Here is a 23,646-nt window from a genome sequence, read left to right as displayed (position 1 = left end):
TTTTAAAGGATGAAAAAAATGAAACAGTTTAAGGATTTATGTAGACATGTTTTAGAGCAAAAAGGGGCGGTAAGCGTATGATTTCATTCATTTTTGCGATGGATGCCAACAGGCTTATCGGCAAAGACAATGATTTGCCGTGGCATTTGCCCAATGATCTTGCATACTTTAAGAAAGTAACATCGGGCCATTCAATCATTATGGGCCGAAAAACATTTGAATCGATCGGACGTCCGCTTCCAAATCGGAAAAATATTGTCGTTACCTCAGCGCCGGCTTCAGAATTTCCGGGATGCACGGTTGTCGGTTCATTAAAGGATGTACTGGACATTTGTTCAGGCCCTGAAGAATGCTTTGTGATCGGAGGGGCTCAGCTCTATACGGACCTTTTCCCTTATGCGGACAGACTGTATATGACGAAAATTCATCACGAGTTTGAGGGTGACCGTCACTTCCCTGAATTTGATGAATCCAATTGGAAACTGGTTTCTTCTGAGCAGGGGATCAAAGACGAAAAAAACCCGTATGATTACGAATTTCTAATGTATGAAAAAAAGAATTCTTCTAAAGCGGGAGGATTTTAATTGGTTCGCTACAGCCTTCTAGTGGTTTATATTGTGTATATGCTGTTAAAAAATATGAAACAATTATTTAATCAAGCAATGCTTGATCCCCGTCTGTCATACAAAAAACAGATGACTCTTGTGTACGAACAGCCAAAGGCGTTTTTGGAAGGCTGTATCGGCATCTCCGGTTCAGTTGTGACAATCCATCAGCCAGAGCCAATACCACAAGGTCCTATTTTGTATGTGCATCCCCGTTTGCGTTTGGCTGAACTGGCCTTAATTGCTGGATATATTGAGGAACCGGCTGGCTTTATCGCCAACCCAAAAGTGTTCCGCTTGCCTTTTATCGGGCAATGGCTGGATCGGATGGATGTGATTTCAGACGGTGATTCAGAAAAGGTATATGAAGATGTGACAAAACAGCTGGAAAAGGGACAAAGCCTGATTCTTTCACTAGATGGTTCTATTGATCCTATAGAACTTGCGGCCCGCTATCATCTTCCGTTGGTGATGGTGGAAACGAAAGGAACAGATAACATGCAAAAGGGCTCGTTTTTTAAACGCTTAAAACCGGCAGACATTGAATTGTCCTTTTCAAAAGCTTATATACCTGCCAATGAAAAACAATTACGTGCATAAAAAAAGCGCAGTCGTGAAGACTGCGCTTTTCTGTTACTGTTACGAAAGGAACGGCACCTTTACACAATAGAAGAGCACGCAGAAAAACATGGCAGCGCTCCCGCCCAATACAAAGCTGTGCCAAATGGCGTGATGGAAGGGGATCTTTTTCCAAATGTAAAAGATGGTTCCGACAGAGTATAAAATGCCGCCGAGAAAAAGGAGGCTGAATCCCGCTCCGCTTAGTGAAGCATATAAAGGTTTAACTGCAATAATCATCAGCCACCCCATGACTAAATACACGAAGGTTGACAATAGGATAAACCGTTTCACAAAGAAAATTTTAAAAACGATTCCGCCTAGGGCAAGTGACCATACGATAACCAACAGGGTAAAGCCGAGTGTGCCTTTCAGCGGCCCAAGCAAAAAAGGCGTGTAGGTTCCGGCGATGAGTACGTAAATTGCGCTATGATCAATAATCTCCAAAATGTCCTTCGTTTTTTTATGTGTGATGCTGTGAAGCAGGGTGGAGCTCAAATATAACAGCAGCATAGAGACACCGAATATTGTAAAGCTGACAATGTCCCATGCAGACCCGTAATTAGCCGCAAATATGATTAGAAACACTAATGCTGGGATGGATAAGAGGACACCGATGCCGTGTGTAATCGCATTGGCGATCTCTTCTTTGATTGTAAACAAGTACATTCTCCTTTCGATCGCTAGATCATTTGATTTTTTAACGTCTCTATAAAGCTCAAGCCCTCAAAGGTAATTTTTGTGCCTGCGCGTCCGCGGCTTTTGGTGACATAATCTTTTTTCTCCAAATAGTCGAGACGGCTTCTGACCTGCTGAGGAGTTAACGAGGTTTGGGTATTTTTGCTGTGTTCAGAAATGATCCGTCTGCTGGCAGGTTCTCCTTTTTCGTTCAATACTTTTATTGTTTCCAAAATAAACAAAAACTCAGCTTTTTCCATTAAAGTCAGCAGTTTCGCTTTTTTCTTCGACGTTTTTCCGTCTATCGTGCCTCTAATATACGGCGGCAGGTCATATGGCTGAATCGTTCCCCCGCTTGATACTGCCGCCATATAATCTGCAGCGTTTTTTAATTCCCTGACATTGCCTTCAAATGCATGCTTCTCAAGCACGGGAAAAACGGAGGGATCGATTAACAATTGCTGACCAGAATTTGAGAGAAAATGCTGTGTCAAAAGCGGAATATCGCTTTTTCGTTCCGATAATTCGGGCAGTGTGAGCGTTAAAATGTTCAGTCTGTAGAATAAGTCTTGCCTGAATGTATGTTCCACGGATCGGTCTGCAGAAGCACAGATCATTCGCGGTTTCTCCGTGTCTGAATCAAGCGCTTTTAACAGCTGAGCTTGTACAGAAGCAGGCATGCGCCATACATCATCAAGAAAAAGGGTTCCTCGTACCGCTTTTTGAAAAACACCAGTGTTTCCGTTAGGGCCAAAAAGCTCATGAATAAGGGTTTCTTCCGAATGGGTGCTGCAATTGACGCTTATAAACGGTTCATTGCTTCTCGAAGATTCCAAGTGTATGGCATGTGCGAAGTGATTTTTGCCTGTTCCGATTTTTCCTGTTATTAAGACAGGAAGCTCCGATAACGAGAACTGCTTGGCGATTCGCTTCGCTTCCAGGAAAGTTTGATGTTCTCCGATTAGATGTTGAAATGTATTGAGTTTTGGTGCACTATTCATCAATTGGCTCCTTTTGGTTCTAATTGGTTTCATTATATCATGCCTTTTGGTTGAAAACACCCTTTATTTTACGATCATCTTTTTTCTTGACTCTGCAGGATAATGGTTGAACAGAAGTTACCACAAGATGTGGTGGACATAGTCTGTATTTTTTTAATAATTAAATAAAAATAATTGTCTTATTTTTTGAATATTCATGTTATAATGGCATATTAAATAGGGATTTAAAACAAGAAAGGAATCTGTACATGAAACCGTTGCTTAAAGAAAACTCTCTCATCCAAGTGAAAGACATTTTGAAGGCTCACCAAAACGTAAAGGACGTTGTCATTCACACACCTTTGCAGAGGAATGACAGACTTTCTGAGAGATATGAATGCAATATCTATTTAAAACGCGAAGACTTGCAAGTTGTCAGATCTTTTAAGCTCAGAGGGGCTTATCATAAAATGAAACAGCTTTCCAGCGAGCAGACAGAGAACGGAGTTGTGTGTGCAAGTGCCGGAAACCACGCTCAAGGTGTGGCATTTTCGTGTAAACATCTTGGCATTCACGGGAAAATTTTTATGCCGTCTACTACACCGAGACAAAAAGTATCTCAAGTTGAACTATTCGGAAAAGGATTTATCGATATTATTTTGACAGGCGATACGTTTGACGACGCGTATAAAAGCGCTGCTGAATGCTGTGAGGCGGAATCTCGGACGTTTATCCATCCGTTCGATGATCCGGATGTGATGGCCGGACAGGGAACGCTCGCAGTCGAGATTTTAAACGACATTGATACAGAACCGCATTTTCTTTTTGCAAGTGTCGGAGGCGGCGGCCTTCTCTCTGGGGTAGGTACATATTTGAAAAACGTGTCTCCTGATACAAAGGTAATTGCTGTTGAGCCGGCGGGAGCGGCATCCTACTTTGAATCAAACAAAGCTGGGCATGTCGTCACACTTGATAAAATTGATAAGTTTGTAGATGGTGCGGCTGTTAAAAAAATTGGCGAGGAAACCTTCCGGACGCTGGAAACTGTCGTTGATGACATTCTCCTTGTGCCTGAAGGAAAAGTATGTACATCCATTCTTGAATTATATAACGAATGTGCGGTTGTTGCTGAACCGGCTGGAGCTCTTTCTGTCGCAGCGCTTGATTTGTACAAGGATCAAATTAAAGGGAAAAACGTGGTGTGTGTGGTAAGCGGGGGCAATAACGATATCGGAAGAATGCAGGAAATGAAGGAGCGTTCCTTGATTTTTGAAGGTCTTCAGCATTATTTTATCGTCAATTTTCCGCAAAGAGCGGGGGCGCTCCGCGAATTTCTTGACGAAGTCCTCGGGCCGAATGATGACATTACAAGGTTTGAATATACGAAGAAAAATAATAAAAGCAATGGACCTGCTCTTGTCGGCATCGAGCTGCAGAACAAAGCCGATTATGGGCCGCTGATTGAACGGATGAACAAAAAACCGTTTCATTATGTAGAGGTGAACAAGGATGAGGACTTGTTCCATTTGCTAATCTAATTTTTTTACACAACCGCGCAAAATGACAGACAGCCCGGCTGGCATCATATATAATAGAAGAAAAACAAAAAAGAGGATTGATAGCTTGTTACTCAAAAGCCTAGAGTTCAAACGCGATGACGGGATTCAGGTGAAAGTGACAGAAATACCTGTATTAAAGGAAGATGAGCACTATTTCTTTATGTTACATCACCATTTGCAATTCTACTTAAAAGAAGTGTTTTCATCAAACAGCAGGGCAAAAGTGTATTCTTTCCGACATTATATGAAGCGCCGGATGAAGTGGGCAGATTATCAGGCTGTATTTCATCAAGAGGTGTTAAAGCACAACGCGTAACATGCCGTTTTTTACCTGCATGCCCTCCTTTGTAATCGTTAATGGGGAGGCATGCAGGATTTTTTTTGCTCAGTATCGAATACAAACATGGGACAGTAAGGACGGTTTTAGAAAGCGTTTTTATGCTGGCTGGAAAGGATGGATGTCATGAAGGTTATCAAGGGGTTAACGGCTGGGCTGTTTTTTCTGTTTTTGTGTGCATGCGGAGGACAGCAGATTAAAGATCCGCTCAATTACGAGGTGGAGCCTTTTACATTTCAAAACCAAGACGGCAAGAACGTTTCTTTAGAGAGTTTAAAAGGAGAAGTATGGCTGGCGGATTTTATTTTTACCAATTGTGAAACTGTATGTCCGCCGATGACCGCTCATATGACCGAGCTGCAAAAAAAACTGAAGGCTGAGAACATAGATGTCCGTATCGTATCCTTTAGCGTTGATCCAGAAAACGATAAGCCGAAACAGCTGAAGAAATTTGCCGCAAACTATCCATTATCTTTTGATAACTGGGATTTCCTCACGGGATACAGCCAGAGTGACATTGAGGAGTTCGCACTTAAGAGCTTTAAAGCGATTGTGAAGAAACCGGAGGGAGAGGACCAAGTCATTCATTATTCTTCTTTTTATTTGGTAGGCCCGGACGGTAAGGTGCTGAAAGATTACAACGGAGTGGAAAATACACCGTACGATGATATTATCGCCGATGTGAAGACAGCCAGTACACTCAAGTAAGCTAGGAGACTGGGCATTTGCAAATCTTCTAAAACATGATACACTTTCCACTAGTAGAATGGGAAGGAGCAACAAGATTGAAGCTGCGCATTTTTTCAATCATGGCCAGTTTGATTTTGCTTCTTACTGCGTGTACGAGCATACGTACATCATCTGAGGGAAAACAAAAAGCCCATGAAACGAAAACAAAAGAACACATTGTCATAGCGGCTGTCGGAGATTCGCTGACAGAAGGAGTCGGAGATCCCGACGGAAAGGGATATGTCGGCAAGGTGGCGGATTCTATCCGGTCAGATAAACAAGTCAAAACGGTCGACGTGAAAAATTATGCCGTAAAAGGGAACCGTTCGGATGATTTATTAGAAAAACTAAAAGATAAAAAGGTTCAAAAAGGCATAAAGGACGCAGATTATGTCTTTTTTACAATTGGCGGTAATGATTTGATGAAAATCCTTCGCCAAAACTTTCTGCAATTAACCGTTGAACCGTTTCAGGAAGCGGAAAAACCGTACGAAAAGCGCTTTGAAAAAATCATTTCTGAAATTCGCGAGCTGAATGATCACGCTGAGCTGATTTATGTCAGCATGTACAATCCGTTTACGTTTACATTATCAGAACTAAATGAAATAAATGGTGTCGTCACGGATTGGAACCATATTGCTGAAAAAGAGCTGAAAAAAGATAAACATGCAAAAATCGTTCATATCGAAGATTTGTTCAATCAAAAAAGTGACAGCAGCCGAATTTCTGAGGAAGATGATTTTCATCCTAATGGTACGGGTTATTCTCTTATCGCAAAGCGCGTCTATCAAGCCATTAAAAAAGAAGGATTACCGAAAGAGTAGGGTGACAGCATGAATAAGTGGAAGCGACTGTTTATTATATTGCTTGCAATCAATTTTATCCTCGCCGCCGGGTTTGTGGCACTTGTTTTGCTCCCGGGGGAACAGGCTCAGGTGAAGGATTCATCTGAGAGCGAGTATGGATTTCAAGTGACAAGCACAAAAGAATCATTAGCTGCGTTTGTTAACTCATATTTAAACGACAAAGCATCAAACAAGCTTGATTATAAAGTAGAGATTGATGATGATGTTCATGTCGCAGGGAAAATCAAGGCATTTTCCACGTCTATTGATGCGTTTATCGCTTTTGAGCCGACTGTGAAAAAAAACGGTGATGTAGAGCTGAATGTCACGAAATTTTCGTTAGGGAAATTGAGTATACCAATTAGCTTTGTGTTAAATTATATGGACAGCTTTTATGAATTGCCGTCATTTGTCCATGTTCACCCCGGAGATAAAAGCATTGAAGTGCGTTTGTCAGAAATGCCTTTAACGAATGGAATGTATGTCAAAGCGGATAAGATAAATTTAGAAAAAGATGAAATTGAGTTTTCCTATTACCATCCTAAACAATAGAGGTGACTGAAAATGAAAAGGATTTACCAGTATTTCAGTTTATTATCCTTTACATTTTCCCTGTACTTCGGCTGGCTTGCTTATCATCATCTGGCTGCTGAAGACATGGATCAAATGTATTTGAATGTTTCCTATTGTGCCTTGTTCCTAAGTGTGATGGTGTTTACATTCGGTATGCGAGACCGAAAAAAAACCGATAAGTCATGAAAAAAGAGACATGAAACAACGTCTCTTTTTTCGTGCGGTCCGAAGAAAATTTGAGAACACAAGGAGAAAAGATGAAAGCATACGATTTTACACAGGGGAACGTGCTGAAACAGCTTGTACTGTTTTCAATGCCTATTATGCTCGGAAACGCATTGCAGGTTTCCTTTCAATTTATAGACAGCTTGTGGATCGGCAATTTACTGGGGGCAAAGGCCCTTGGGGCAGCCGCGGTATCAAGCACGATTGTTTTGACCGTGCTGTCTTTTATTTTGGGCCTTAACAATGCGACGTTAACCATTTTATCTCAGCAAAAAGGAAAAGATGATGTAAAAGGAATGGCGTCGTATATTAACGCTTTTGTTGTTTTATTAACAGGCCTAAGCATCGGATTCGGCGCGGCCGGTTTTTTTCTCTCAGAGCTTTTGCTGCGTCTTCTAAAAACGCCGGAGTCAATGATACCGCTTGCTGAGACGTATTTACAGATTCAATTTATCGGCATTTTATTTTTGTTTGGTTATAACTTTATCAGTACTGTGCTTCGTGCGCTGGGCGACAGCAAGACACCTCTCCGGTTTATTGCGTTTGCTGTTGTACTGAATACAGTGCTTGCGCCGCTCTTTATTTCTGTGTTCCGCATGGGAATAGCGGGAGCGGCTTATTCAACGATTTTGTCACAGGGCATTGCGTTTTTGTATGGGTTGTTTTATGTGGTCAAACACAAGCTTGTGCCATTCTCAATTCCGAGAATGCCCAAGTGGGAAGAGTCCGCGCTGATTTTGAAACTCGGGATTCCGGCAGGTCTGCAGATGATGGTGATTACAGGCGGTATGATGGCGATTATGAGTGTTGTTAACTCATACGGGGATCACGTGGTATCAGGCTTTGGCGCGGTGCAGCGGCTTGATAGTATCATCACGCTTCCAGCAATGGCTGCCGGTACGGCCGTCAATAGTATGGCAGGGCAAAATATTGGAATCGGAAACGAAAAAAGAGTGGGAACAATTGCAAGGCTAGGTGTGATAGCTGTTATTTCCTGCATGCTGGTGATTGCGGTTATGATTTGGGTATTTGGTAAATATCTCATAAGGTTATTTATCAGTGAGCCCGATGCGGTCGCATTTGGTGAACAATATTTGAAGTGGATCGCGTTTTTCTACCCTTTTATTGGGATTAATTTTGTGCTGAACGGAATCGTCAGGGCCGCGGGAGCGATGCTGCAGGTTCTGGTATTAAATTTGATCTCGTTTTGGGTGTTGAGATATCCTTTCACAGCTCTATTTTCAGCTTGGCTTGGACAAAAAGGAATCGGGCTTGGAATCGGAATGAGTTTTTTATTTAGCAGCTGCGCGGCATTTTTGTATTATAGATATGGCCGCTGGAAAGCAATGAAGCTGTTTACTGAAAAATAAGTGAAGCACTGCGAAAAGCACATACCTATATATCGGTATGTGCTTTTTTTCACCGTTTTTTATCAAGTTTGCTGAAGAGCTCGATTAACGTGGCAAGTTCAGCATCAGTGTAGCAGTCAAAGCGTTTAAAGAAATATTCCGTTTTTTTCTCGTTAAAGTGCTGAAGGACTTTTTCGCCCGCTTCAGTGATATGAATGCGGATGATGCGTCTGTCTTCCTTCGATCTGATTCTCGTAATCCATTCCTTTTCTACCAGCGCATCTGTCACAGCCGTAATGTGGCTTGCCGATACTTCTAAAATAGGCGCAAATTCAGTGACTTTTTTAGGCCCTTGTTCACTGAGGATCCGAAGAATGGTGAATTCATTCCGCGACAGCTCTTTATCTAAAATTTCATTGATTTCATTGCGTATTTGTTTAAAGACTTTACGGAGTAAAGTTTCCATATCGTACATCATCTGTGTTCTTACTTTCAAATTTGTGAACCTCCATTACATAAGCATATTGCTTAAAACCTATAGATTTTATTGAAAAGCAGAATCATTTTCATTCTATTTTTACATGCTATAATATAATAATACCACGTATTAACAAAGGAGGCACCAGTATGTCTGAAAAAAAAGAAATCGCCACATTTGCAGGAGGCTGTTTTTGGTGTATGGTTAAACCTTTTGACGAACAGCCGGGAATTGAAAAAGTGGTGTCCGGGTATACAGGCGGCCATACTGAAAACCCTACGTATGAAGAGGTGTGCAGTGAAACGACGGGACATCGTGAAGCCGTTCAAATTACGTTTAATCCTGATGTATTCCCTTATGAAAAACTGCTTGAATTATTTTGGCAGCAAATCGATCCGACAGATGCCGGGGGGCAGTTTGCTGATCGCGGCAGTTCCTATCGCGCAGCCATTTTTTATCATAATGATAAACAAAAGGTGCTTGCGGAAGCTTCCAAGCAACGTCTGGCTGAAAGCGGCATCTTTAAAGATCCGATTGTAACGGACATTTTAAAAGCTGAACCTTTCTATGAAGCGGAAGGCTACCATCAGCATTTTTATAAAAAGAATCCAGCACATTATCAGCGCTACCGGACAGGTTCCGGACGAGCGGGATTTATCAGCGAGCATTGGGGGGCTAAATAAATGGCGTACAATAAAGAAGAAAAAATGAAGTCATTAAATCGCATGCAATATGAAGTAACGCAAAATAACGGCACGGAGCCGCCATTTCAAAATGAATATTGGGATCATAAGGAAGAAGGGTTGTATGTAGACATTGTGTCAGGCAAGCCATTGTTTACATCCAAAGATAAATTTGATTCCCACTGCGGCTGGCCAAGCTTTACAAAGCCGATTGAAGAAGAAGAAGTGGAAGAAAAACTGGACACGAGCCACGGCATGATTCGCACAGAAGTAAGAAGCCGAACTGCTGATTCTCATCTTGGCCATGTATTTAATGACGGACCGGGTCCAAACGGACTTCGTTACTGCATAAATTCAGCAGCGCTGCGGTTTGTTCCGAAGCATAAGCTGAAAGAAGAAGGATACGAAAGCTATCTGCATCTCTTTAATAAATAAACTGTTAAAAACAGGCCTGCCTAATGGATAGACAGGCTTGTTTTTATGCCTTTTTCTCTTGATGCAATTCTTCAATAATCTGAGCAATTCTTTCTTTCGTAATGAGCGGGGCTTGATCTGATTGATACCCAGGCAGATTGACTTTGCGAAAGTCAGGATGTTTTTCCGGCTCTGGAAGGATTGCATAAAGGTTGCCCCATTCATACAGTGATTCAATTTCATGTGGAGATGTTAATTCTTCGTGAAGCTTTTCACCTGGACGCTTGCCCACTTCTACTGCAGCCGGCCGCGGGAGCCCGTGCTGCGATGCATATTCTTCAAACCCATGAATCAGTTCTTCAAGTTTCAGTGATTCCATTTTGAAAATAAAGGTTTCTCCGCCTTTTGTAATAGCAGCCGATTGTAATGTCAATGTAGCTGCATCGTCTATTGACATGAAAAATCTGGTCATGTTTTTGTCTGTGATGGTCAGAGGTTCACCCTCCATCATCTGTTCAAATAATATGGGGATGACCGAACCTCTGGAACCGAGAACATTTCCAAAGCGGACCGAACAAAACAAGGTTCCTTTGTTTTGGACGTGGCGGTTTGCTTGATGAAACAGCTTTTCAGATAACAGCTTGGTGGCACCCATTGTGTTCACAGGAGATACAGCTTTATCTGTACTGATATTAATGACATGCTGCACTCGGTGTGAAAGGGCAGCTTCCACCACATTTTGTCCGCCGATGAGATTGGTCTGGATCGCTTCAAATGGATGGTCCTCACATGTCGGAACCTGTTTCAGCGCAGCCGCGTGAAAGACGATATCGACGCCTTTCATCACCTGATTCACCCTTCTGTGATCGCGTACATCTCCGAGTACAAATAATAGCCGCTTATCCTCCGCATACTTTTGGCTCATGACATACTGTTTACTGTCGTCTTTGCTGAATACAATCACCTGTTTAGGTGTAAGCAGCAAAAGGCGTTTGACAATTTGACTCCCGATTGAACCCGTTCCGCCAGTGACTAAAACTGTTTTGTTATGGAAAAATGGTTTTAGTTCTGCTGTTTGCTGTTTAGGCATGGCTTATCCTCCAACTCTCGTTTCTCTACCATGCATCATATGTTCAACTTTGTAATCGAATTAATGAAAGCAACCAATAAAACAAAATTTAGGGGAATGATCATGTCACAAAGTGTTCTTTTTTAATGGAAAATGGAAAAACGGACGTAACTAGGGAATAACAAAACTAAAAAAACAATGTACTAAATATTCAACATATTTTTATTTCGCTCCGCAAAAGCAAAGCTGGCAAAGTCATCTCACGTACCTCTTTGGGGAATAAGTTGTTTATGAGTCAGAAACCCTATAAAAAAAGGTTCATTTTCCTCACGGTAATCACATGTATATATTTTACAATAATAGTGATAGTGATAAAAGAGGAGGATACCAAATGAAGGTTTCAAAAACAATGCTGCTAAGCACTGCCGCGGGTTTATTGCTTAGCCTGACAGCAACCTCGGTGTCGGCTCATTATGTGAATGAGGAACATCATTTCAAAGTGACTGCACACACGGAGACAGATCCGGTCGCATCTGGCGATGACGCAGCAGATGACCCGGCCATTTGGGTTCATGAAAAACACCCGGAAAAAAGCAAGTTGATTACAACAAATAAGAAGTCAGGGCTCGTTGTGTATGATTTAGACGGAAAACAGCTTCATTCTTATGAGTTTGGCAAGCTCAATAATGTCGATCTGCGCTATGATTTTCCATTGAACGGCGAAAAAATTGATATTGCTGCTGCATCCAACCGGTCCGAAGGAAAAAATACAATTGAAGTATATGCAATAGACGGGGATAAAGGAAAATTGAAAAGCATTACAGATCCGAAACATCCTATTTCCACCAATATTTCTGAGGTTTATGGATTCGGCCTGTATCACAGCCAGAAAACAGGAGCATTTTACGCATTAGTGACAGGCAAACAAGGGGAATTTGAGCAGTATGAAATTGTTGATGGTGGAAAGGGTTATGTAACAGGGAAAAAGGTGCGTGAATTTAAGTTGAATTCTCAGACCGAAGGCCTTGTTGCGGATGATGAGTATGGGAACCTATACATAGCAGAGGAAGATGAGGCCATCTGGAAATTTAACGCTGAGCCCGGCGGAGGGTCAAAGGGACAGGTTGTTGACCGTGCGACAGGAGATCATTTGACAGCTGATATTGAAGGACTGACAATCTATTATGCACCAAATGGCAAAGGATATCTCATGGCTTCAAGTCAAGGAAATAACAGCTATGCAATGTATGAACGGCAGGGGAAAAATCGCTATGTAGCCAACTTTGAGATTACAGATGGCGAGAAAATAGACGGTACTAGTGACACGGATGGTATTGATGTTCTCGGTTTCGGACTTGGCCCAAAATATCCGTACGGGATTTTTGTGGCGCAGGATGGCGAAAATATCGATAACGGACAAACCGTCAATCAAAATTTCAAAATTGTATCGTGGGAACAAATTGCACAGCATCTCGGCGGAATGCCTGATCTTCATAAACAGGTAAATCCGAGGAAGCTGAAAGACCGTTCTGACGGCTAGAATAGAAAGCAGCTTGTGCAGCTGCTTTTTTCTATGAATAAAAAAATCGTTCATAGCAATGAACGATTTTTCAAGAAAGCGCCAGATGAATCGCTTTTAGTTTTGCAGGAAGCTCATCAAACGTAAATGCGGGTACGGTCTCTTTATAATTGGCTGCTGCAGCTTTTTGCCGTTCTTCAGGATGGTTGATATAGAAAGCGGCTTTTTCCTTAAAGTCGTTCATGCCGTGATAAGAAATAAAGGATGAAAAAGGATGCGCCGCGGGTAAATCTGTTAATTGAAATGCTTCGCATGCAGCAATATCAAACGTTCGGTTATTAAAACTGGCATTTTTGATGCGCATAGTATTTTGGTTGAAAGCAAAATGATAGGGACGATGCGCATTAATTACGATGTCTGCCCCATTATAATAATGAACGGCCTGTTCGGGTGGAACCCATGTGCTGACGACATCAATATGCGGCTGTTTGAGCACTTTTTTAGGCAGATATTTTCTCCATTCCTTGCCGATTACCCGAACCGTGAATGGCAGATGGACCGCTTCTTTCATAAGCTGAACCCGATTAGGGTAAGGGTAGCCGATGATTAACAGATTTGAATGATAGGAATGTTCGGTGCCCATTTTTTTAAACAGCCGATGATTAACTGGTATCGGAACATAATAGACGTGCTGGTAGCCGAGCCCTTGATAATAGAGAACGGCATTTTGTTCAATCGTTAATATGGCGTCAGCGAGCTTGATTACCTGTAGGCTGATATCCATATAAAATGGGTCTTCGGTCAGCCAAACATATACGGGGATACCCTTACCCTTTAACCAGGTCAGCCAGTCGTGAGGAACGCGGTCTCCAACCATCAAGAGTGCGAAGTCCGGCTGAAACGTTTCGATCTTCACCAAAGATTCTGCTTCAAGTGTATCTGCAGACATATACTCTGTATGAGTGTTCCGAAAACATTCTTCAGCCCAGCGATCAAAATAACAATATATTCCTCCGTATCCCGACTGGATATACAACACTTTCATCGGATGTTATGAAAAGAACGTAACGCTTTCTACTTTGTCTACATCAATTAATGTTGTAGCTTGGCCTGCTGGAGTGACGGAGCTTTCCTGTGTTACAAATACGATCCCGTGAACCTGATCGAAAGCAACGAAGACAACCGGCCCGATCATGTCTCCTGAATCGGTTACAATGCTGATTGTCGTGCCTGGCGTAACTCTGGCAAAAATCCATCTTGCCGGAAGGGAAGGGTCTAAAAGAGATTCTGCCGTAACCATCTCACTTTCATCTACTCTTTGATCGATGGCAGCTTCAAGCAAGTCTTTAAGGTTACTATCCATGTTTTCTCCTCCTTCTGTTGCAGTTGGAAATAAAGGGCTTAAAACGGCTTTAATTAAATCCTTTTTTAACTGTGCATTTTCAGAGCTCATTACACACACCTCCTATTCGATAGTGAACTCACGTTAATCATATTCTTCCGGCTGTTATTTGGTATGAGTCGAACGCCGTACCTGATCTAATTTTCATCTATTTAAGGAAAATGCTGATTTTTTAATGGAGTGGACATAGCCTATAGCATAAATCGGAGTCGCACATATTGTGAAACAGAGATAAGGATAAGGGAGAGGGATGATTTGGATTTAGAAAAACAAGTGGATCGAGAAGAAAACCCAAGATGAACTGCATTTTATTTTGCTTTTGCTGATTCTGCTGATACGTCAATCGTCTTCTGAAGGAAATCCATCTGACCTCAGACGCCAGCTTGTTTTTGCAAAAGAGCTGGGCGTACCGGTTTCAAAAGTCAATTTGATCAACGGAGATACACTTCAAAATGTCATCGTAAAAGAAGTTCTGACTGATTTGGTTATTTTCCAAAACCCGTTAAATAACATGAGATCTCATGTTTCACTCTCAAGTGTTGTAAGCTGGGGTGCTTTTTAAAAGATGACAGAGGCTCTGCTTGCTGCGGAGCCGTTTTTATGTTTGACGGCGGGAGGCGGTATAGATGGGAGAGAAAGTGTCTATTATTTTAACAAGTTACAACAAACCCCATTATTTGCAAAAAGCGATCGAAAGCGTGATACAGCAAACGCATGATCTTTGGGAGCTTTTTATCATGGATGATCATTCGAATGCAGAAACAACTGCGGTGATTCACAAGTATCTCCACGACCGGCGCATTCAATATCATAACAGTTTCGTGCATCCTGCAGATCGATTAAAAACAGCTCGTTATGCCACATTAATTAACAGTGCGCTCCCATTTGCAGACGGCGATTACATTTCCTATCTTACTGACGACACTGTTTATCATCCTGAGCGGCTGAGCCGTATGGTGCAAGAGTTTTCACATAAGCCTGAAGCGCAGGCGGTCTATTCAAAACAAAAAGTTGTACATGTAAACGAAAGGGGAGAGGAAATCTCACATTTCTACAGAAATGCCAATGCAGTGCTTGATCAGGCCGCTTTTCAAGTTGATCATTGCTCCGTTATGCATCGCAGTTCGTTACTTAATCTCATCCATCATAAATTTGGAGGCTACTGGGATGATGATATGAAGCATTGGAACCATGGCGACGCAATTTTTTGGGCGAGACTCAACAACTTTACCCGATTTCTGCCGATAAATGAAGTATTAGACACAACCTATAAAACCCCAGATTCATTTCAAAATGCATATCGGTTTCTGCCCGCCGATTTGATTGACGGCTCTTTTGTAAAAGGTTCAGATCAAAATGTGTATTTTTTTGATCAGGGTGTAAGGCATCCTGTTGGAGAAAAGTGGGGTTTTTTGTATCTAAATCGGACTGTCGCTGTTCCAGACCCATATTTATTCCAATATAGGATTGGAAAAATTTTAAACATTCCGAATTATATTTTAGTAAAGGAAGCTGACCATCCTGCAATATTTTATATCGAAGCCGGAAAAAAAAGGCGAATTGTGGACCAGTATGCGTTTCAATTTTATCAATTTCAAAGAAAAGACATAGTGACAATTGGAAAAGAAGAGATGGAGACGCTTCCGGAAGGACCGCCGATTACGTGGAAACGATCTGAATTGATCAAAAATCCGCCTGGCCGACGTCTGTTTTTCATCGAACGCGAGCCGTTTTTGTTTCTAAACGGCGTCTTTCACCCGATTAGTGAACAAGTAACAAGGAAGTTTTTTTTACATCAGAAGCCAATCTCCGCTTCTTTCCGAAATATTCAGCAATTTCCAATTGGAAAGCCGTTTTATCCGGTGTACGATGAGATTATAAAGAAATTGAATATTGCAACAGAGTAAAGGTATAGGTCATAAAAAGGAGACGTTCATGACAGGACATTATTCAAAAACGGAACATCAATATATATTGTTAACGTCTGAATCGGCATCGTTTGATCATTACAGCGTATACAGAGATCCGCAGCTTCCGCAAATTTTTTCTCATAACTTTGTTCAGCTCCATGATACGTTTCCATTGGAGCGGTTACTTAACTTTTTACCCTCCGTACCAAAGCTGCTTGATGCGAATTATCTCCATTTAAAAGCATCGCCGCAGCATGTTTTTCCGCTCGGTTTGAAGCAGTCGCTTGTAAAAAGCGGTTTTGTCGTCGAGGATGAGCTACTATATGACATGAAGCTTAGTGACTGGAAGGGGCAGATGGGACATCCTTTAACCGCATGGGGGACGGCAAAAAGTCTTTGCGATGGATCTTCTATTATGAAAATTTACGATTCCATTTATATTGGTGAAGCAATCGCTGAACAAAAATTAAAAAGAAAATATCCTTTCTATGAAGCAGGTATAATCATTCTTGTTGTTTGTTACAGCGACCAGGCACAGAAAGTTCCCATTGGGTGCGGCGAGCTGTTTATCGATCAGCAAGAGAAAACGGCTAAAATCGAAGAAGTGGCAATTTTAGATCAGTTTCAAAGGAAGGGCTACGGCAGTATCTTAGTGAAAGAAATGCTGTCCATCGCCAAATCACTAGGAATGGAAGCAGCCTACTTAGTGGCTGCAAGCACTGACGGTGCAACTCAGTTTTACGAAAAGCTGACGTTTAAAAAATATGAGCGGGTGCATACTGTATTTCATTATTTCCTTACATGAAATAGGCGTTTGCACAAACCATTTGGGACTTGGCCCGCATAAAATGCCGTATATCGTGATAAGAAAGGATGAAAACAGCATGTATGGATACTCTGGGTACGGTTACGGATTTGGCTGCGGGACAAATACATTTGTGTTAATTGTTGTCTTGTTCATTTTATTAATTATTGTTGGAGCCGCTTTTATTTGCTAGATGCTGAAATTCCAAAAGAGCCTTCCCTATTAGGAAGGCTCTTTTTATGTGAAAAAGTTTTTGCGGGGAACGTCATGCCGCCATTTGGACACTCATACAATATGGTAAAAGGGGTTTTGAGGTGGGAGCATGAGCAGTTATTTGATTAAGCCAGAGATTAGCTCGGCCTATCCGGTTGTCAGTTATGCGAAGGGTTCATATGTTTATGATCAGACCGGAAAAAAATATCTCGACGGCTCGTCAGGTGCGGTGACATGTAATATCGGCCACGGAGTTCGTGATGTGACTGAGAAGCTGAAAGAACAGCTTGATCAGGTGTCTTTTGCTTACCGCTCACAGTTTACGAGTGAGCCCGCCGAGCAATTAGCCGCTCTCTTGGCACAGGAGCTGCCCGGAGATGTGAATTGGTCTTTTTTTGTCAACAGCGGATCAGAAGCGATAGAAACAGCTATGAAAATTGCCATTCAGTTTTGGCAGGAAAAAAAGCAAACACAAAAATCCATCTTTTTGTCTCGATGGAGCAGTTACCACGGAATAACTTTGGGAGCGCTTTCATTGTCTGGTTTTTATGAAAGGAGATACCGGTTCACCCATCTCATTGAGCGGTATCCAGCTATCTCAGCTCCACATATTTATCGGCTGAATTATGAGACGGAAGAAGACTTTGTTCAGACTGCAGCTGATGAACTGGACACTATGATCAAAAGAATCGGAAGCCAATTCATCGCCGGCTTTGTGGCTGAGCCTATTATTGGTGCTGCAGGCGCAGCGATTACTCCGCCTCCGGGATATTATGAGAGATTAAGTGAGGTATGCTGCACACACGATGTGCTTTTTATTGCAGATGAAGTGATGACGGGGCTTGGGAGAACAGGAAGGATGCTCGCGACAGAGCATTGGGACACCGTACCTGATATTGCTGTACTGGGGAAGGGACTCGGTGCGGGGTATGCGCCTATTGCCGCTGCCGTCGTATCTGATTCTATTATTGAAACGATAAAACAAGGGTCAGGTGTGATTATGAGCGGTCACACATATAGTGCACATCCTTATTCAGCCAAAGCTGCTCTTGAAGTTTTGCGATATGTGTTAAAGCACGGCTTGATCAAACAATCAGAAAAAAAGGGCGCTGTGCTGAAGAAGAAGCTTGATGAGGCGGCATCTCAAAGCGGCATTATAGGTGATGTGCGCGGAAAAGGACTGCTATTAGGCATTGAATTTGTGGCAGACCAAAAAACGAAGAAAGTGTTTCCGCCAGAGCAGGCGGTAACCCAGCTTATTGTCAGCGAGGCGAAAAAACGCGGGCTGATTGTTTATCCTTCCAAAGCTGGAATAGACAGTGGTGAAGGAGATGCTGTCATTGTTGCTCCTCCTTTTACCATTTCAGACGGTGAAATGGAAGAGCTTATCTCTATTTTTTCAGAAACAGTTGCAGCGGTCGAAAAAAACTTAAAAAAGGATTGACATTAAATGGCGCCATTTCAAAAAGCAATCAGCATTGACACAGCAATTGCAGATGTTCGGGATGGATCGGTTCTGATGTTTGGCGGTTTTGGGGGAGTCGGGTCGCCTCCTTCATTGATTGAAGCGATATTGGACAGCGGTGTAACGGATTTAACTGTGATTTGCAATGACGCCGGTTTCCCGGATATCGGGATCGGCCCGCTTATTGTTAATCAACGGGTCAAAACCCTGATCGCCTCGCATATCGGTTCCAATCCTGTAGCCGGAAAACAGATGACAGAGGGGACGTTAGAGGTTCAATTTTCACCTCAGGGAACGCTTGCGGAACGGATTCGCGCTGGCGGAGCGGGACTTGGCGGTATTTTAACCGATGTGGGCATTGATAATCCAATGGTTTGCGAAAAAAAGGACATCGTAACAGTGGCGGGAAAACGATACTTGATTGAAGAGGCGCTGACGGCTGATTTTGCTTTTATCAATGCTTACATTGCAGATGAATTCGGCAATCTAACGTATGACAAAACCGCGCGCAATATGAATCCGCTTATGGCAATGGCCGCCAGGAGAACCTTTGCCGAAGCTGAGCGTATCGTTCCGATGGGGGAGATTTCTGAAGAAATGATTGTCACACCGGGGGTTTTTGTTGAGGGGGTTGTACGAAGCGAGGGAGTGAAGTGGAAATGGGCTTGGGAGTAGCAGAAAGAGAACAGATTGCAAAACGCGCTGCTACTGAAATTAAGCAGGGCATGATTGTGAATCTCGGTATCGGTATCCCATCCTTGGTACCGAACTTTTTGAAGCCTGACATGCAGGTCATGTTTCAAGCGGAAAACGGTGTCCTTGGCATTGGAGAAAGTCCCGAAAAGGGAGAAGAGGATGCGCATTTATGCAACGCCGCGGGATATCCTGTCCGCGCTGTAAAAGGGGCGTCTTATTTTGATACAACCATGTCTTTTGCGATGATCAGAAAAGGCAAAATTGACATTACGATTTTAGGCGCCCTGCAGGTGAGCCAATCAGGAGATTTGGCAAATTGGCTTGTTCCGGGAAAAAAGGTGCCTGGTATGGGCGGGGCGATGGAGCTTGCCCAAAAAGCGAAAAAAGTGGTTGTCGTCATGAGTCATACAGATCAAAAGGGAAGGCCTAAATTAACAGAAAGATGTACGCTGCCATTAACTGCTGCAGGCTGTGTAGATTTGATTATTACCGAAAAAGCGGTTCTTGAGGTCGATAGCCATCACTTCATTTTAAAAGAGCTGATGAATGGCTCGACAATCGATGAGGTGACGAGGCTGACAGAAGCTGAAATCAAAATAGATATGCCTTTTTCTTAAGAGGGGGAATGAGGATGCAAGACATTGAAAGAAAAGTAATCGAGTGGCTTGATCAGCATTCGGCCAAAGCCATTCGTCTTCTCAAAAGGCTGATTGGGGAAAAAAGCACATTGGGGTCAGAGTTTAACGCCCAAGCTGTTGTGCTTGAAAAGCTGCGGCAATTTCATATGGACATTGATGTATGGGAGCCAAGCATAAAGCAATTAAAACAGCATCCCTACTTTAAATCTAACCGATCCGATTTTCATGAGAGCCCGAATATCGTGGCTAAAAAAACGGGAGCCGGCGGAGGCAGGTCCCTGATTTTGAACGGCCATATCGATGTTGTGCCTGAAGGAAGCGTAAAGGATTGGAAGTATGAACCGTATCAAGCTGTCGAAGAAAACGGTAAAATATACGGCCGCGGCTCAACGGATATGAAGGGAGGCAATACAGCCCTTCTTTTTGCTTTAGAAGCCCTGCACGCCTGCGATGTCAAACTGAAGGGAGATGTATTGTTTCAGAGTGTTGTAGATGAAGAGTGCGGCGGCGCCGGTACACTGTCCGCCATCATGAGAGGCTATCGTGCTGACGGGGCGCTGATTCCTGAACCGACGAATATGAAACTATTTATTAAGCAGCAGGGTTCAATGTGGTTTCGGATCACTGTGAAGGGATTATCCGCACATGGGGGCACACGCTACGAAGGGGTAAGCGCGATTGAAAAAAGCATGCACGTTATCACAGCGATACAAGAGCTGGAGAAAGTCCGCAATGCGAGAATTTCAGATCCGCTGTATGACAATATCCCAATACCGGTACCGGTGAATATCGGCACCATCTCGGGCGGTGCCTGGCCATCTTCAGTTGCAGACCGTGTCGTCATAGAAGGGAGATGCGGAATTGCTCCCCATGAGAAACCAGAAGCTGTAAAACTTGAATTGGAAAACTGGCTGAAGGATTTAGAATACCATGACGAATGGTTTAAACGCCATCCCGTACAAGTCGAATGGTTTGGCGCTCAATGGCTGCCGAATGATTTACCTGATGATCACCCTTTAATTTCTGTGCTGCAATCAGCCTATAAAAAAATGAAACAGACAGAGCCGATTATTGAGGCTTCCCCGTGGGGAACGGATGGAGGGCTTTTGTACCATGCAGGAGATACACCAGTGATCGTTTTCGGGCCGGGGGAAACAAAAACGGCTCATCAGGCCAATGAATACATTGAGGTTGAAGCCATGATAGAATCTGCTAAAATTATTGCACTTTTTGTCATGGATTGGTGCGGGCTTCATACAGATGGGGAGGATGCGGATGCTCAAGTCAATAAAGAGTAGCGGTGTCACAGCAGTTTTGGACCATGACGGTTTTAATAAACGAATCAGAGTGGTCCGTTATGACGGAGCCATTGAGAAGGCCCTGCCAGATATCGTGGCAGCGGCAAAAGAAGAGAATGCAGAAAAAATCATCGTCTATGCGAAGCAGCATGATGAGCCAATGCTTGTCAAACAATTATTTGCGCCGGAGGGCTATCTAAAGGGCTATTATCTCGGCCATTCGGCTTGTGTCATGGTACGTTATCTGTCAGAAAGCCGAAGACAAACAGATTCTTATACAGAGGAACAGGAGATCATCGAAGCCATATATCGCACAGCGCCCCGTCTTCGCAACGACAGTACACCCGTTTTTACGATGAGAAAAGCAGAAACAAACGACATGTACCAGCTATCGATGCTGTATAAAAAAGTATTTCGCACGTACCCAACCCCAGTATTTGACCCCGCTTATATTGAAAAGACGATGAATGCAAATACGGTGTATTATATCATGCTTGATCATGACCGCCTGATCAGCGCAGCAAGCGCAGAAATCAATCCAGAGCTTGGGCATGCAGAAATAACCGATTGCGCTGTGCTGCCGGAATATCGCGGCCATTCGTTAACAAGCTTTTTAATCGAGGCGTTAGAAAAAGAAATGGCTGGAAAGGATATCTTTCATGTGTTTTCTCTCGTCCGTGCTTCGTCTTTTGGGATGAATGCTGTGTTGTACCATTCAGGTTATCAGTATGGCGGAAGGCTGATCAATAATTGCTTTATAGCCGAAGGCCTTGAAAACATGAATATTTGGTGCAAGCAACTGTAAGTCAAAATATGCGCGAGGAGGAGTTCGTTTGAAAAACAAATGGTATAAACCGAAACGGCATTGGAAGGAGATCGAGTTATGGAAGGACGTTCCGGAAGAGAAATGGAACGATTGGCTTTGGCAGCTGACACACACTGTAAGAACGTTAGATGATTTAAAGAAAGTCATCAATCTGACCGAGGATGAAGAGGAAGGCGTCAGAATTTCTACCAAAACGATCCCCTTAAATATTACACCTTACTATGCTTCTTTAATGGACCCCGACAATCCGAGATGCCCGGTACGCATGCAGTCTGTGCCGCTTTCTGAAGAAATGCATAAAACAAAATACGATCTGGAAGACCCGCTTCATGAGGATGAAGATTCACCGGTACCCGGTCTGACACACCGCTATCCCGACCGTGTGCTGTTTCTTGTCACGAATCAATGTTCCATGTACTGCCGCTACTGCACAAGAAGGCGCTTTTCCGGTCAAATCGGAATGGGAGTCCCAAAAAAACAGCTTGATGCTGCAATTGCTTATATCCGGGAAACACCTGAAATCCGCGATTGTTTAATTTCAGGCGGTGATGGGCTGCTCATCAACGACCAAATTTTAGAATATATTTTAAAAGAGCTGCGCAGCATTCCGCATCTGGAAGTCATCAGAATCGGAACAAGAGCGCCCGTCGTCTTTCCACAGCGCATTACCGATCATCTGTGCGAGATATTGAAAAAATATCATCCGGTCTGGCTGAACACCCATTTTAACACAAGCATCGAAATGACAGAAGAATCCGTTGAGGCATGTGAAAAGCTGGTGAACGCGGGAGTGCCGGTCGGAAATCAGGCTGTCGTATTAGCAGGTATTAATGATTCGGTTCCAATTATGAAAAAGCTCATGCATGACTTGGTAAAAATCAGAGTCCGTCCTTATTATATTTACCAATGTGATCTGTCAGAAGGAATTGGGCATTTCAGAGCTCCTGTTTCCAAAGGTTTGGAGATCATTGAAGGGCTGAGAGGTCATACCTCAGGCTATGCGGTTCCTACCTTTGTCGTTGACGCACCAGGCGGCGGCGGTAAAATCGCCCTGCAGCCAAACTATGTACTGTCACAAAGTCCTGACAAAGTGATCTTAAGAAATTTTGAAGGTGTGATTACGTCATATCCGGAACCAGAAAATTATATCCCCAATCAGGCAGACGCCTATTTTGAGTCCGTTTTCCCTGAAACCGCTGACAAAAAGGAGCCGATCGGGCTGAGTGCCATTTTTGCTGACAAAGAAGTTTCGTTTACACCTGAAAATGTAGACAGAATCAAAAGGAGAGAGGCATACATCGCAAATCCGGAGCATGAAACATTAAAAGATCGGCGTGAGAAAAGAGATCAGCTCAAAGAAAAGAAATTTTTGGCGCAGCAGAAAAAACAGAAAGAGACTGAATGCGGAGGGGATTCTTCATGAAAACATGCGAATGGTGCGGCGAGCTTGAAGCGGTGCCCGGCAGGAACACGGTGTACTGGGAGCTCCCTGATGGAACGAGGGCTATAGAACTGACAGACACCCCTGCCATGGTATGTTCTTCCTGCGGTATGACCTATCAAGAGGAAAACACGGTTAAGGAGATTGAGGATCAGCTGCTTTTAATTCAAACAAAAAAACTGCCTGAAAGCCTGACATATCAGCAGCTCATGGAGACAGAAAGAATTTTGAAACGCAACTATTTTGACTTCTCCTGAGTCATGTTTCAGTATTCTTTTGTTGTAATTTTAC

Annotated in this window: 29 protein-coding genes and 1 pseudogene; 24 read left to right on the top strand and 6 right to left on the bottom strand. The window is 43.0% G+C overall.

The window, feature by feature from the left end; genetic code table 11:
* The first annotated feature begins 77 nt into the window (after positions 1 to 77).
* Together dfrA and QF06_RS09110 are read left to right on the top strand one after the other, a co-directional pair.
* The gene (gene dfrA / locus QF06_RS09115) at positions 78 to 584 is read left to right on the top strand and encodes a dihydrofolate reductase DfrA (protein ID WP_015714128.1); all 507 of its coding nucleotides are present in this window, start codon (positions 78 to 80) and stop codon (positions 582 to 584) included.
* Positions 585 to 1,205, top strand: coding sequence for a lysophospholipid acyltransferase family protein (locus QF06_RS09110; RefSeq protein WP_041849944.1), 621 nt, complete (start codon positions 585 to 587; stop codon positions 1,203 to 1,205). It begins immediately after the preceding gene.
* A gap of 39 nt (positions 1,206 to 1,244) precedes the next feature.
* Here the strand turns inward: QF06_RS09110 and trhA are convergent, their stop codons facing one another.
* Together trhA and QF06_RS09100 are read right to left on the bottom strand one after the other, a co-directional pair.
* Complete coding sequence (trhA, locus tag QF06_RS09105; protein ID WP_004398522.1) at positions 1,245 to 1,886, bottom strand: PAQR family membrane homeostasis protein TrhA; 642 nt, start codon at positions 1,884 to 1,886, stop codon at positions 1,245 to 1,247.
* A 20-nt stretch (positions 1,887 to 1,906) separates the two neighbouring features.
* Complete coding sequence (locus tag QF06_RS09100; protein ID WP_004399025.1) at positions 1,907 to 2,902, bottom strand: sigma 54-interacting transcriptional regulator; 996 nt, start codon at positions 2,900 to 2,902, stop codon at positions 1,907 to 1,909.
* Positions 2,903 to 3,150: 248 nt separating this feature from the next.
* Between QF06_RS09100 and ilvA the strand changes: the two genes are divergently transcribed.
* The 7 genes from ilvA (at position 3,151) to QF06_RS09065 (ending at position 8,519) form a co-directional block, all read left to right on the top strand.
* Complete coding sequence (ilvA, locus tag QF06_RS09095; RefSeq protein WP_003230803.1) at positions 3,151 to 4,419, top strand: threonine ammonia-lyase IlvA; 1,269 nt, start codon at positions 3,151 to 3,153, stop codon at positions 4,417 to 4,419.
* Between the two features lie 85 nt (positions 4,420 to 4,504).
* Positions 4,505 to 4,756: a DUF2535 family protein gene (locus tag QF06_RS09090; protein ID WP_014480066.1), complete on the top strand. Its 252-nt coding sequence runs from the start codon at positions 4,505 to 4,507 to the stop codon at positions 4,754 to 4,756.
* Positions 4,757 to 4,903: 147 nt separating this feature from the next.
* The gene (gene scuA / locus QF06_RS09085; RefSeq protein ID WP_041849943.1) at positions 4,904 to 5,485 is read left to right on the top strand and encodes a cytochrome c oxidase assembly accessory protein ScuA; all 582 of its coding nucleotides are present in this window, start codon (positions 4,904 to 4,906) and stop codon (positions 5,483 to 5,485) included.
* A gap of 77 nt (positions 5,486 to 5,562) precedes the next feature.
* Positions 5,563 to 6,330, top strand: coding sequence for an SGNH/GDSL hydrolase family protein (locus tag QF06_RS09080; RefSeq protein ID WP_003245956.1), 768 nt, complete (start codon positions 5,563 to 5,565; stop codon positions 6,328 to 6,330).
* A gap of 9 nt (positions 6,331 to 6,339) precedes the next feature.
* Positions 6,340 to 6,903 (top strand): YpmS family protein, encoded by a 564-nt coding sequence (locus QF06_RS09075; RefSeq protein ID WP_041849942.1) that lies wholly within the window; start codon positions 6,340 to 6,342, stop codon positions 6,901 to 6,903.
* A 12-nt stretch (positions 6,904 to 6,915) separates the two neighbouring features.
* Complete coding sequence (ypmT, locus tag QF06_RS09070; RefSeq protein WP_003230808.1) at positions 6,916 to 7,110, top strand: protein YpmT; 195 nt, start codon at positions 6,916 to 6,918, stop codon at positions 7,108 to 7,110.
* A gap of 71 nt (positions 7,111 to 7,181) precedes the next feature.
* Entirely contained in the window at positions 7,182 to 8,519 is a 1,338-nt protein-coding gene (locus QF06_RS09065) for an MATE family efflux transporter (protein ID WP_032726006.1), read from the top strand.
* Between the two features lie 49 nt (positions 8,520 to 8,568).
* Here the strand turns inward: QF06_RS09065 and QF06_RS09060 are convergent, their stop codons facing one another.
* The gene (locus QF06_RS09060; protein WP_004398634.1) at positions 8,569 to 8,994 is read right to left on the bottom strand and encodes a MarR family transcriptional regulator; all 426 of its coding nucleotides are present in this window, start codon (positions 8,992 to 8,994) and stop codon (positions 8,569 to 8,571) included.
* Between the two features lie 131 nt (positions 8,995 to 9,125).
* Between QF06_RS09060 and msrA the strand changes: the two genes are divergently transcribed.
* Together msrA and msrB are read left to right on the top strand one after the other, a co-directional pair.
* Positions 9,126 to 9,659, top strand: coding sequence for a peptide-methionine (S)-S-oxide reductase MsrA (gene msrA / locus QF06_RS09055; protein ID WP_041849940.1), 534 nt, complete (start codon positions 9,126 to 9,128; stop codon positions 9,657 to 9,659).
* Positions 9,660 to 10,094, top strand: coding sequence for a peptide-methionine (R)-S-oxide reductase MsrB (gene msrB, locus QF06_RS09050; protein ID WP_021481498.1), 435 nt, complete (start codon positions 9,660 to 9,662; stop codon positions 10,092 to 10,094).
* A gap of 43 nt (positions 10,095 to 10,137) precedes the next feature.
* On the opposite strand, the gene QF06_RS09045 is transcribed toward msrB, so the two are convergent.
* Positions 10,138 to 11,163 (bottom strand): SDR family NAD(P)-dependent oxidoreductase, encoded by a 1,026-nt coding sequence (locus QF06_RS09045; protein WP_014477115.1) that lies wholly within the window; start codon positions 11,161 to 11,163, stop codon positions 10,138 to 10,140.
* Positions 11,164 to 11,533: 370 nt separating this feature from the next.
* Between QF06_RS09045 and QF06_RS09040 the strand changes: the two genes are divergently transcribed.
* Positions 11,534 to 12,682 carry a phytase gene (locus QF06_RS09040; protein WP_041849939.1) on the top strand — a complete coding sequence of 383 codons (1,149 nt, stop codon included), beginning with the start codon at positions 11,534 to 11,536 and terminating at the stop codon, positions 12,680 to 12,682.
* 70 nt (positions 12,683 to 12,752) lie between these two features.
* Here QF06_RS09040 and cgeB read toward each other — a convergent pair whose 3' ends face one another.
* Both cgeB and cgeA read right to left on the bottom strand, forming a co-directional pair.
* Positions 12,753 to 13,706: a spore maturation protein CgeB gene (cgeB, locus tag QF06_RS09035; RefSeq protein ID WP_043940141.1), complete on the bottom strand. Its 954-nt coding sequence runs from the start codon at positions 13,704 to 13,706 to the stop codon at positions 12,753 to 12,755.
* Positions 13,707 to 13,712: 6 nt separating this feature from the next.
* The gene (cgeA, locus tag QF06_RS09030; protein WP_032726000.1) at positions 13,713 to 14,114 is read right to left on the bottom strand and encodes a spore crust protein CgeA; all 402 of its coding nucleotides are present in this window, start codon (positions 14,112 to 14,114) and stop codon (positions 13,713 to 13,715) included.
* 204 nt (positions 14,115 to 14,318) lie between these two features.
* On the opposite strand from cgeA, the pseudogene cgeC reads away from it, so the two are divergent.
* From cgeC to QF06_RS08975, 12 genes and pseudogenes are all read left to right on the top strand, one after another.
* Positions 14,319 to 14,625 (top strand): annotated as a pseudogene (cgeC, locus tag QF06_RS09025) (spore maturation protein CgeC).
* 64 nt (positions 14,626 to 14,689) lie between these two features.
* Positions 14,690 to 15,970 carry a spore maturation glycosyltransferase CgeD gene (cgeD, locus tag QF06_RS09020; protein ID WP_043940139.1) on the top strand — a complete coding sequence of 427 codons (1,281 nt, stop codon included), beginning with the start codon at positions 14,690 to 14,692 and terminating at the stop codon, positions 15,968 to 15,970.
* 28 nt (positions 15,971 to 15,998) lie between these two features.
* Entirely contained in the window at positions 15,999 to 16,778 is a 780-nt protein-coding gene (gene cgeE, locus QF06_RS09015; protein ID WP_041849936.1) for a spore maturation N-acetyltransferase CgeE, read from the top strand.
* Positions 16,779 to 16,821: 43 nt separating this feature from the next.
* The gene (locus QF06_RS22120) at positions 16,822 to 16,971 is read left to right on the top strand and encodes a YjcZ family sporulation protein (protein ID WP_015251877.1); all 150 of its coding nucleotides are present in this window, start codon (positions 16,822 to 16,824) and stop codon (positions 16,969 to 16,971) included.
* Positions 16,965 to 17,120 (top strand): hypothetical protein, encoded by a 156-nt coding sequence (locus QF06_RS21775; RefSeq protein WP_015714119.1) that lies wholly within the window; start codon positions 16,965 to 16,967, stop codon positions 17,118 to 17,120. The genes QF06_RS22120 and QF06_RS21775 overlap by 7 nt, the downstream gene beginning before the upstream one ends.
* Entirely contained in the window at positions 17,101 to 18,435 is a 1,335-nt protein-coding gene (locus QF06_RS09005) for an aspartate aminotransferase family protein (protein WP_041849935.1), read from the top strand. Before QF06_RS21775 ends, QF06_RS09005 begins: the two co-directional genes overlap by 20 nt.
* Positions 18,436 to 18,441: 6 nt before the next feature.
* A complete protein-coding gene (locus QF06_RS09000; RefSeq protein ID WP_032725995.1) occupies positions 18,442 to 19,131 on the top strand; it encodes a CoA transferase subunit A in 690 nt (229 codons plus the stop codon).
* Positions 19,116 to 19,769, top strand: a complete 654-nt coding sequence (locus tag QF06_RS08995; RefSeq protein ID WP_004399417.1) for a 3-oxoacid CoA-transferase subunit B — start codon at positions 19,116 to 19,118, stop codon at positions 19,767 to 19,769. The genes QF06_RS09000 and QF06_RS08995 overlap by 16 nt, the downstream gene beginning before the upstream one ends.
* Before the next feature lie 8 nt (positions 19,770 to 19,777).
* Positions 19,778 to 21,088, top strand: coding sequence for a peptidase (locus tag QF06_RS08990; RefSeq protein WP_080332525.1), 1,311 nt, complete (start codon positions 19,778 to 19,780; stop codon positions 21,086 to 21,088).
* Positions 21,066 to 21,893, top strand: a complete 828-nt coding sequence (gene ablB / locus QF06_RS08985; RefSeq protein WP_041849934.1) for a putative beta-lysine N-acetyltransferase — start codon at positions 21,066 to 21,068, stop codon at positions 21,891 to 21,893. The genes QF06_RS08990 and ablB overlap by 23 nt, the downstream gene beginning before the upstream one ends.
* Positions 21,894 to 21,921: 28 nt before the next feature.
* On the top strand, positions 21,922 to 23,337 hold the full coding sequence (gene ablA, locus QF06_RS08980; RefSeq protein WP_004399420.1) for a lysine 2,3-aminomutase: 1,416 nt from the start codon (positions 21,922 to 21,924) through the stop codon (positions 23,335 to 23,337).
* The gene (locus tag QF06_RS08975) at positions 23,334 to 23,612 is read left to right on the top strand and encodes a YokU family protein (protein WP_004399539.1); all 279 of its coding nucleotides are present in this window, start codon (positions 23,334 to 23,336) and stop codon (positions 23,610 to 23,612) included. Before ablA ends, QF06_RS08975 begins: the two co-directional genes overlap by 4 nt.
* The last annotated feature ends 34 nt before the right edge of the window (positions 23,613 to 23,646 follow it).

The organism is Bacillus sp. YP1, from assembly GCF_000877815.1.
Classification (GTDB): domain Bacteria; phylum Bacillota; class Bacilli; order Bacillales; family Bacillaceae; genus Bacillus; species Bacillus subtilis.
The sequence above is the reverse complement of the archived record's forward strand: the minus strand, read 5'-3'. Positions and strand labels throughout refer to the sequence as shown.

What these genes read in the sequence shown, in the direction of transcription:
- ypmT (WP_003230808.1), top strand. Translation starts at nt 6,916, where the DNA reads ATGAAAAGGATTTACCAGTATTTCAGTTTATTATCCTTTACATTTTCC.
- cgeE (WP_041849936.1), top strand. Translation starts at nt 15,999, where the DNA reads ATGACAGGACATTATTCAAAAACGGAACATCAATATATATTGTTAACG.
- cgeB (WP_043940141.1), bottom strand. Translation starts at nt 13,706, where the DNA reads ATGAAAGTGTTGTATATCCAGTCGGGATACGGAGGAATATATTGTTAT.
- cgeD (WP_043940139.1), top strand. Translation starts at nt 14,690, where the DNA reads ATGGGAGAGAAAGTGTCTATTATTTTAACAAGTTACAACAAACCCCAT.
- cgeA (WP_032726000.1), bottom strand. Translation starts at nt 14,114, where the DNA reads ATGAGCTCTGAAAATGCACAGTTAAAAAAGGATTTAATTAAAGCCGTT.
- QF06_RS09040 (WP_041849939.1), top strand. Translation starts at nt 11,534, where the DNA reads ATGAAGGTTTCAAAAACAATGCTGCTAAGCACTGCCGCGGGTTTATTG.
- QF06_RS22120 (WP_015251877.1), top strand. Translation starts at nt 16,822, where the DNA reads ATGCCGTATATCGTGATAAGAAAGGATGAAAACAGCATGTATGGATAC.
- QF06_RS09045 (WP_014477115.1), bottom strand. Translation starts at nt 11,163, where the DNA reads ATGCCTAAACAGCAAACAGCAGAACTAAAACCATTTTTCCATAACAAA.
- QF06_RS08975 (WP_004399539.1), top strand. Translation starts at nt 23,334, where the DNA reads ATGAAAACATGCGAATGGTGCGGCGAGCTTGAAGCGGTGCCCGGCAGG.
- QF06_RS09000 (WP_032725995.1), top strand. Translation starts at nt 18,442, where the DNA reads ATGGCGCCATTTCAAAAAGCAATCAGCATTGACACAGCAATTGCAGAT.
- QF06_RS09065 (WP_032726006.1), top strand. Translation starts at nt 7,182, where the DNA reads ATGAAAGCATACGATTTTACACAGGGGAACGTGCTGAAACAGCTTGTA.
- msrA (WP_041849940.1), top strand. Translation starts at nt 9,126, where the DNA reads ATGTCTGAAAAAAAAGAAATCGCCACATTTGCAGGAGGCTGTTTTTGG.
- QF06_RS09075 (WP_041849942.1), top strand. Translation starts at nt 6,340, where the DNA reads ATGAATAAGTGGAAGCGACTGTTTATTATATTGCTTGCAATCAATTTT.
- QF06_RS08995 (WP_004399417.1), top strand. Translation starts at nt 19,116, where the DNA reads ATGGGCTTGGGAGTAGCAGAAAGAGAACAGATTGCAAAACGCGCTGCT.
- msrB (WP_021481498.1), top strand. Translation starts at nt 9,660, where the DNA reads ATGGCGTACAATAAAGAAGAAAAAATGAAGTCATTAAATCGCATGCAA.
- dfrA (WP_015714128.1), top strand. Translation starts at nt 78, where the DNA reads ATGATTTCATTCATTTTTGCGATGGATGCCAACAGGCTTATCGGCAAA.
- QF06_RS09100 (WP_004399025.1), bottom strand. Translation starts at nt 2,902, where the DNA reads ATGAATAGTGCACCAAAACTCAATACATTTCAACATCTAATCGGAGAA.
- ilvA (WP_003230803.1), top strand. Translation starts at nt 3,151, where the DNA reads ATGAAACCGTTGCTTAAAGAAAACTCTCTCATCCAAGTGAAAGACATT.
- ablB (WP_041849934.1), top strand. Translation starts at nt 21,066, where the DNA reads ATGCTCAAGTCAATAAAGAGTAGCGGTGTCACAGCAGTTTTGGACCAT.
- QF06_RS09005 (WP_041849935.1), top strand. Translation starts at nt 17,101, where the DNA reads ATGAGCAGTTATTTGATTAAGCCAGAGATTAGCTCGGCCTATCCGGTT.
- QF06_RS08990 (WP_080332525.1), top strand. Translation starts at nt 19,778, where the DNA reads ATGAGGATGCAAGACATTGAAAGAAAAGTAATCGAGTGGCTTGATCAG.
- scuA (WP_041849943.1), top strand. Translation starts at nt 4,904, where the DNA reads ATGAAGGTTATCAAGGGGTTAACGGCTGGGCTGTTTTTTCTGTTTTTG.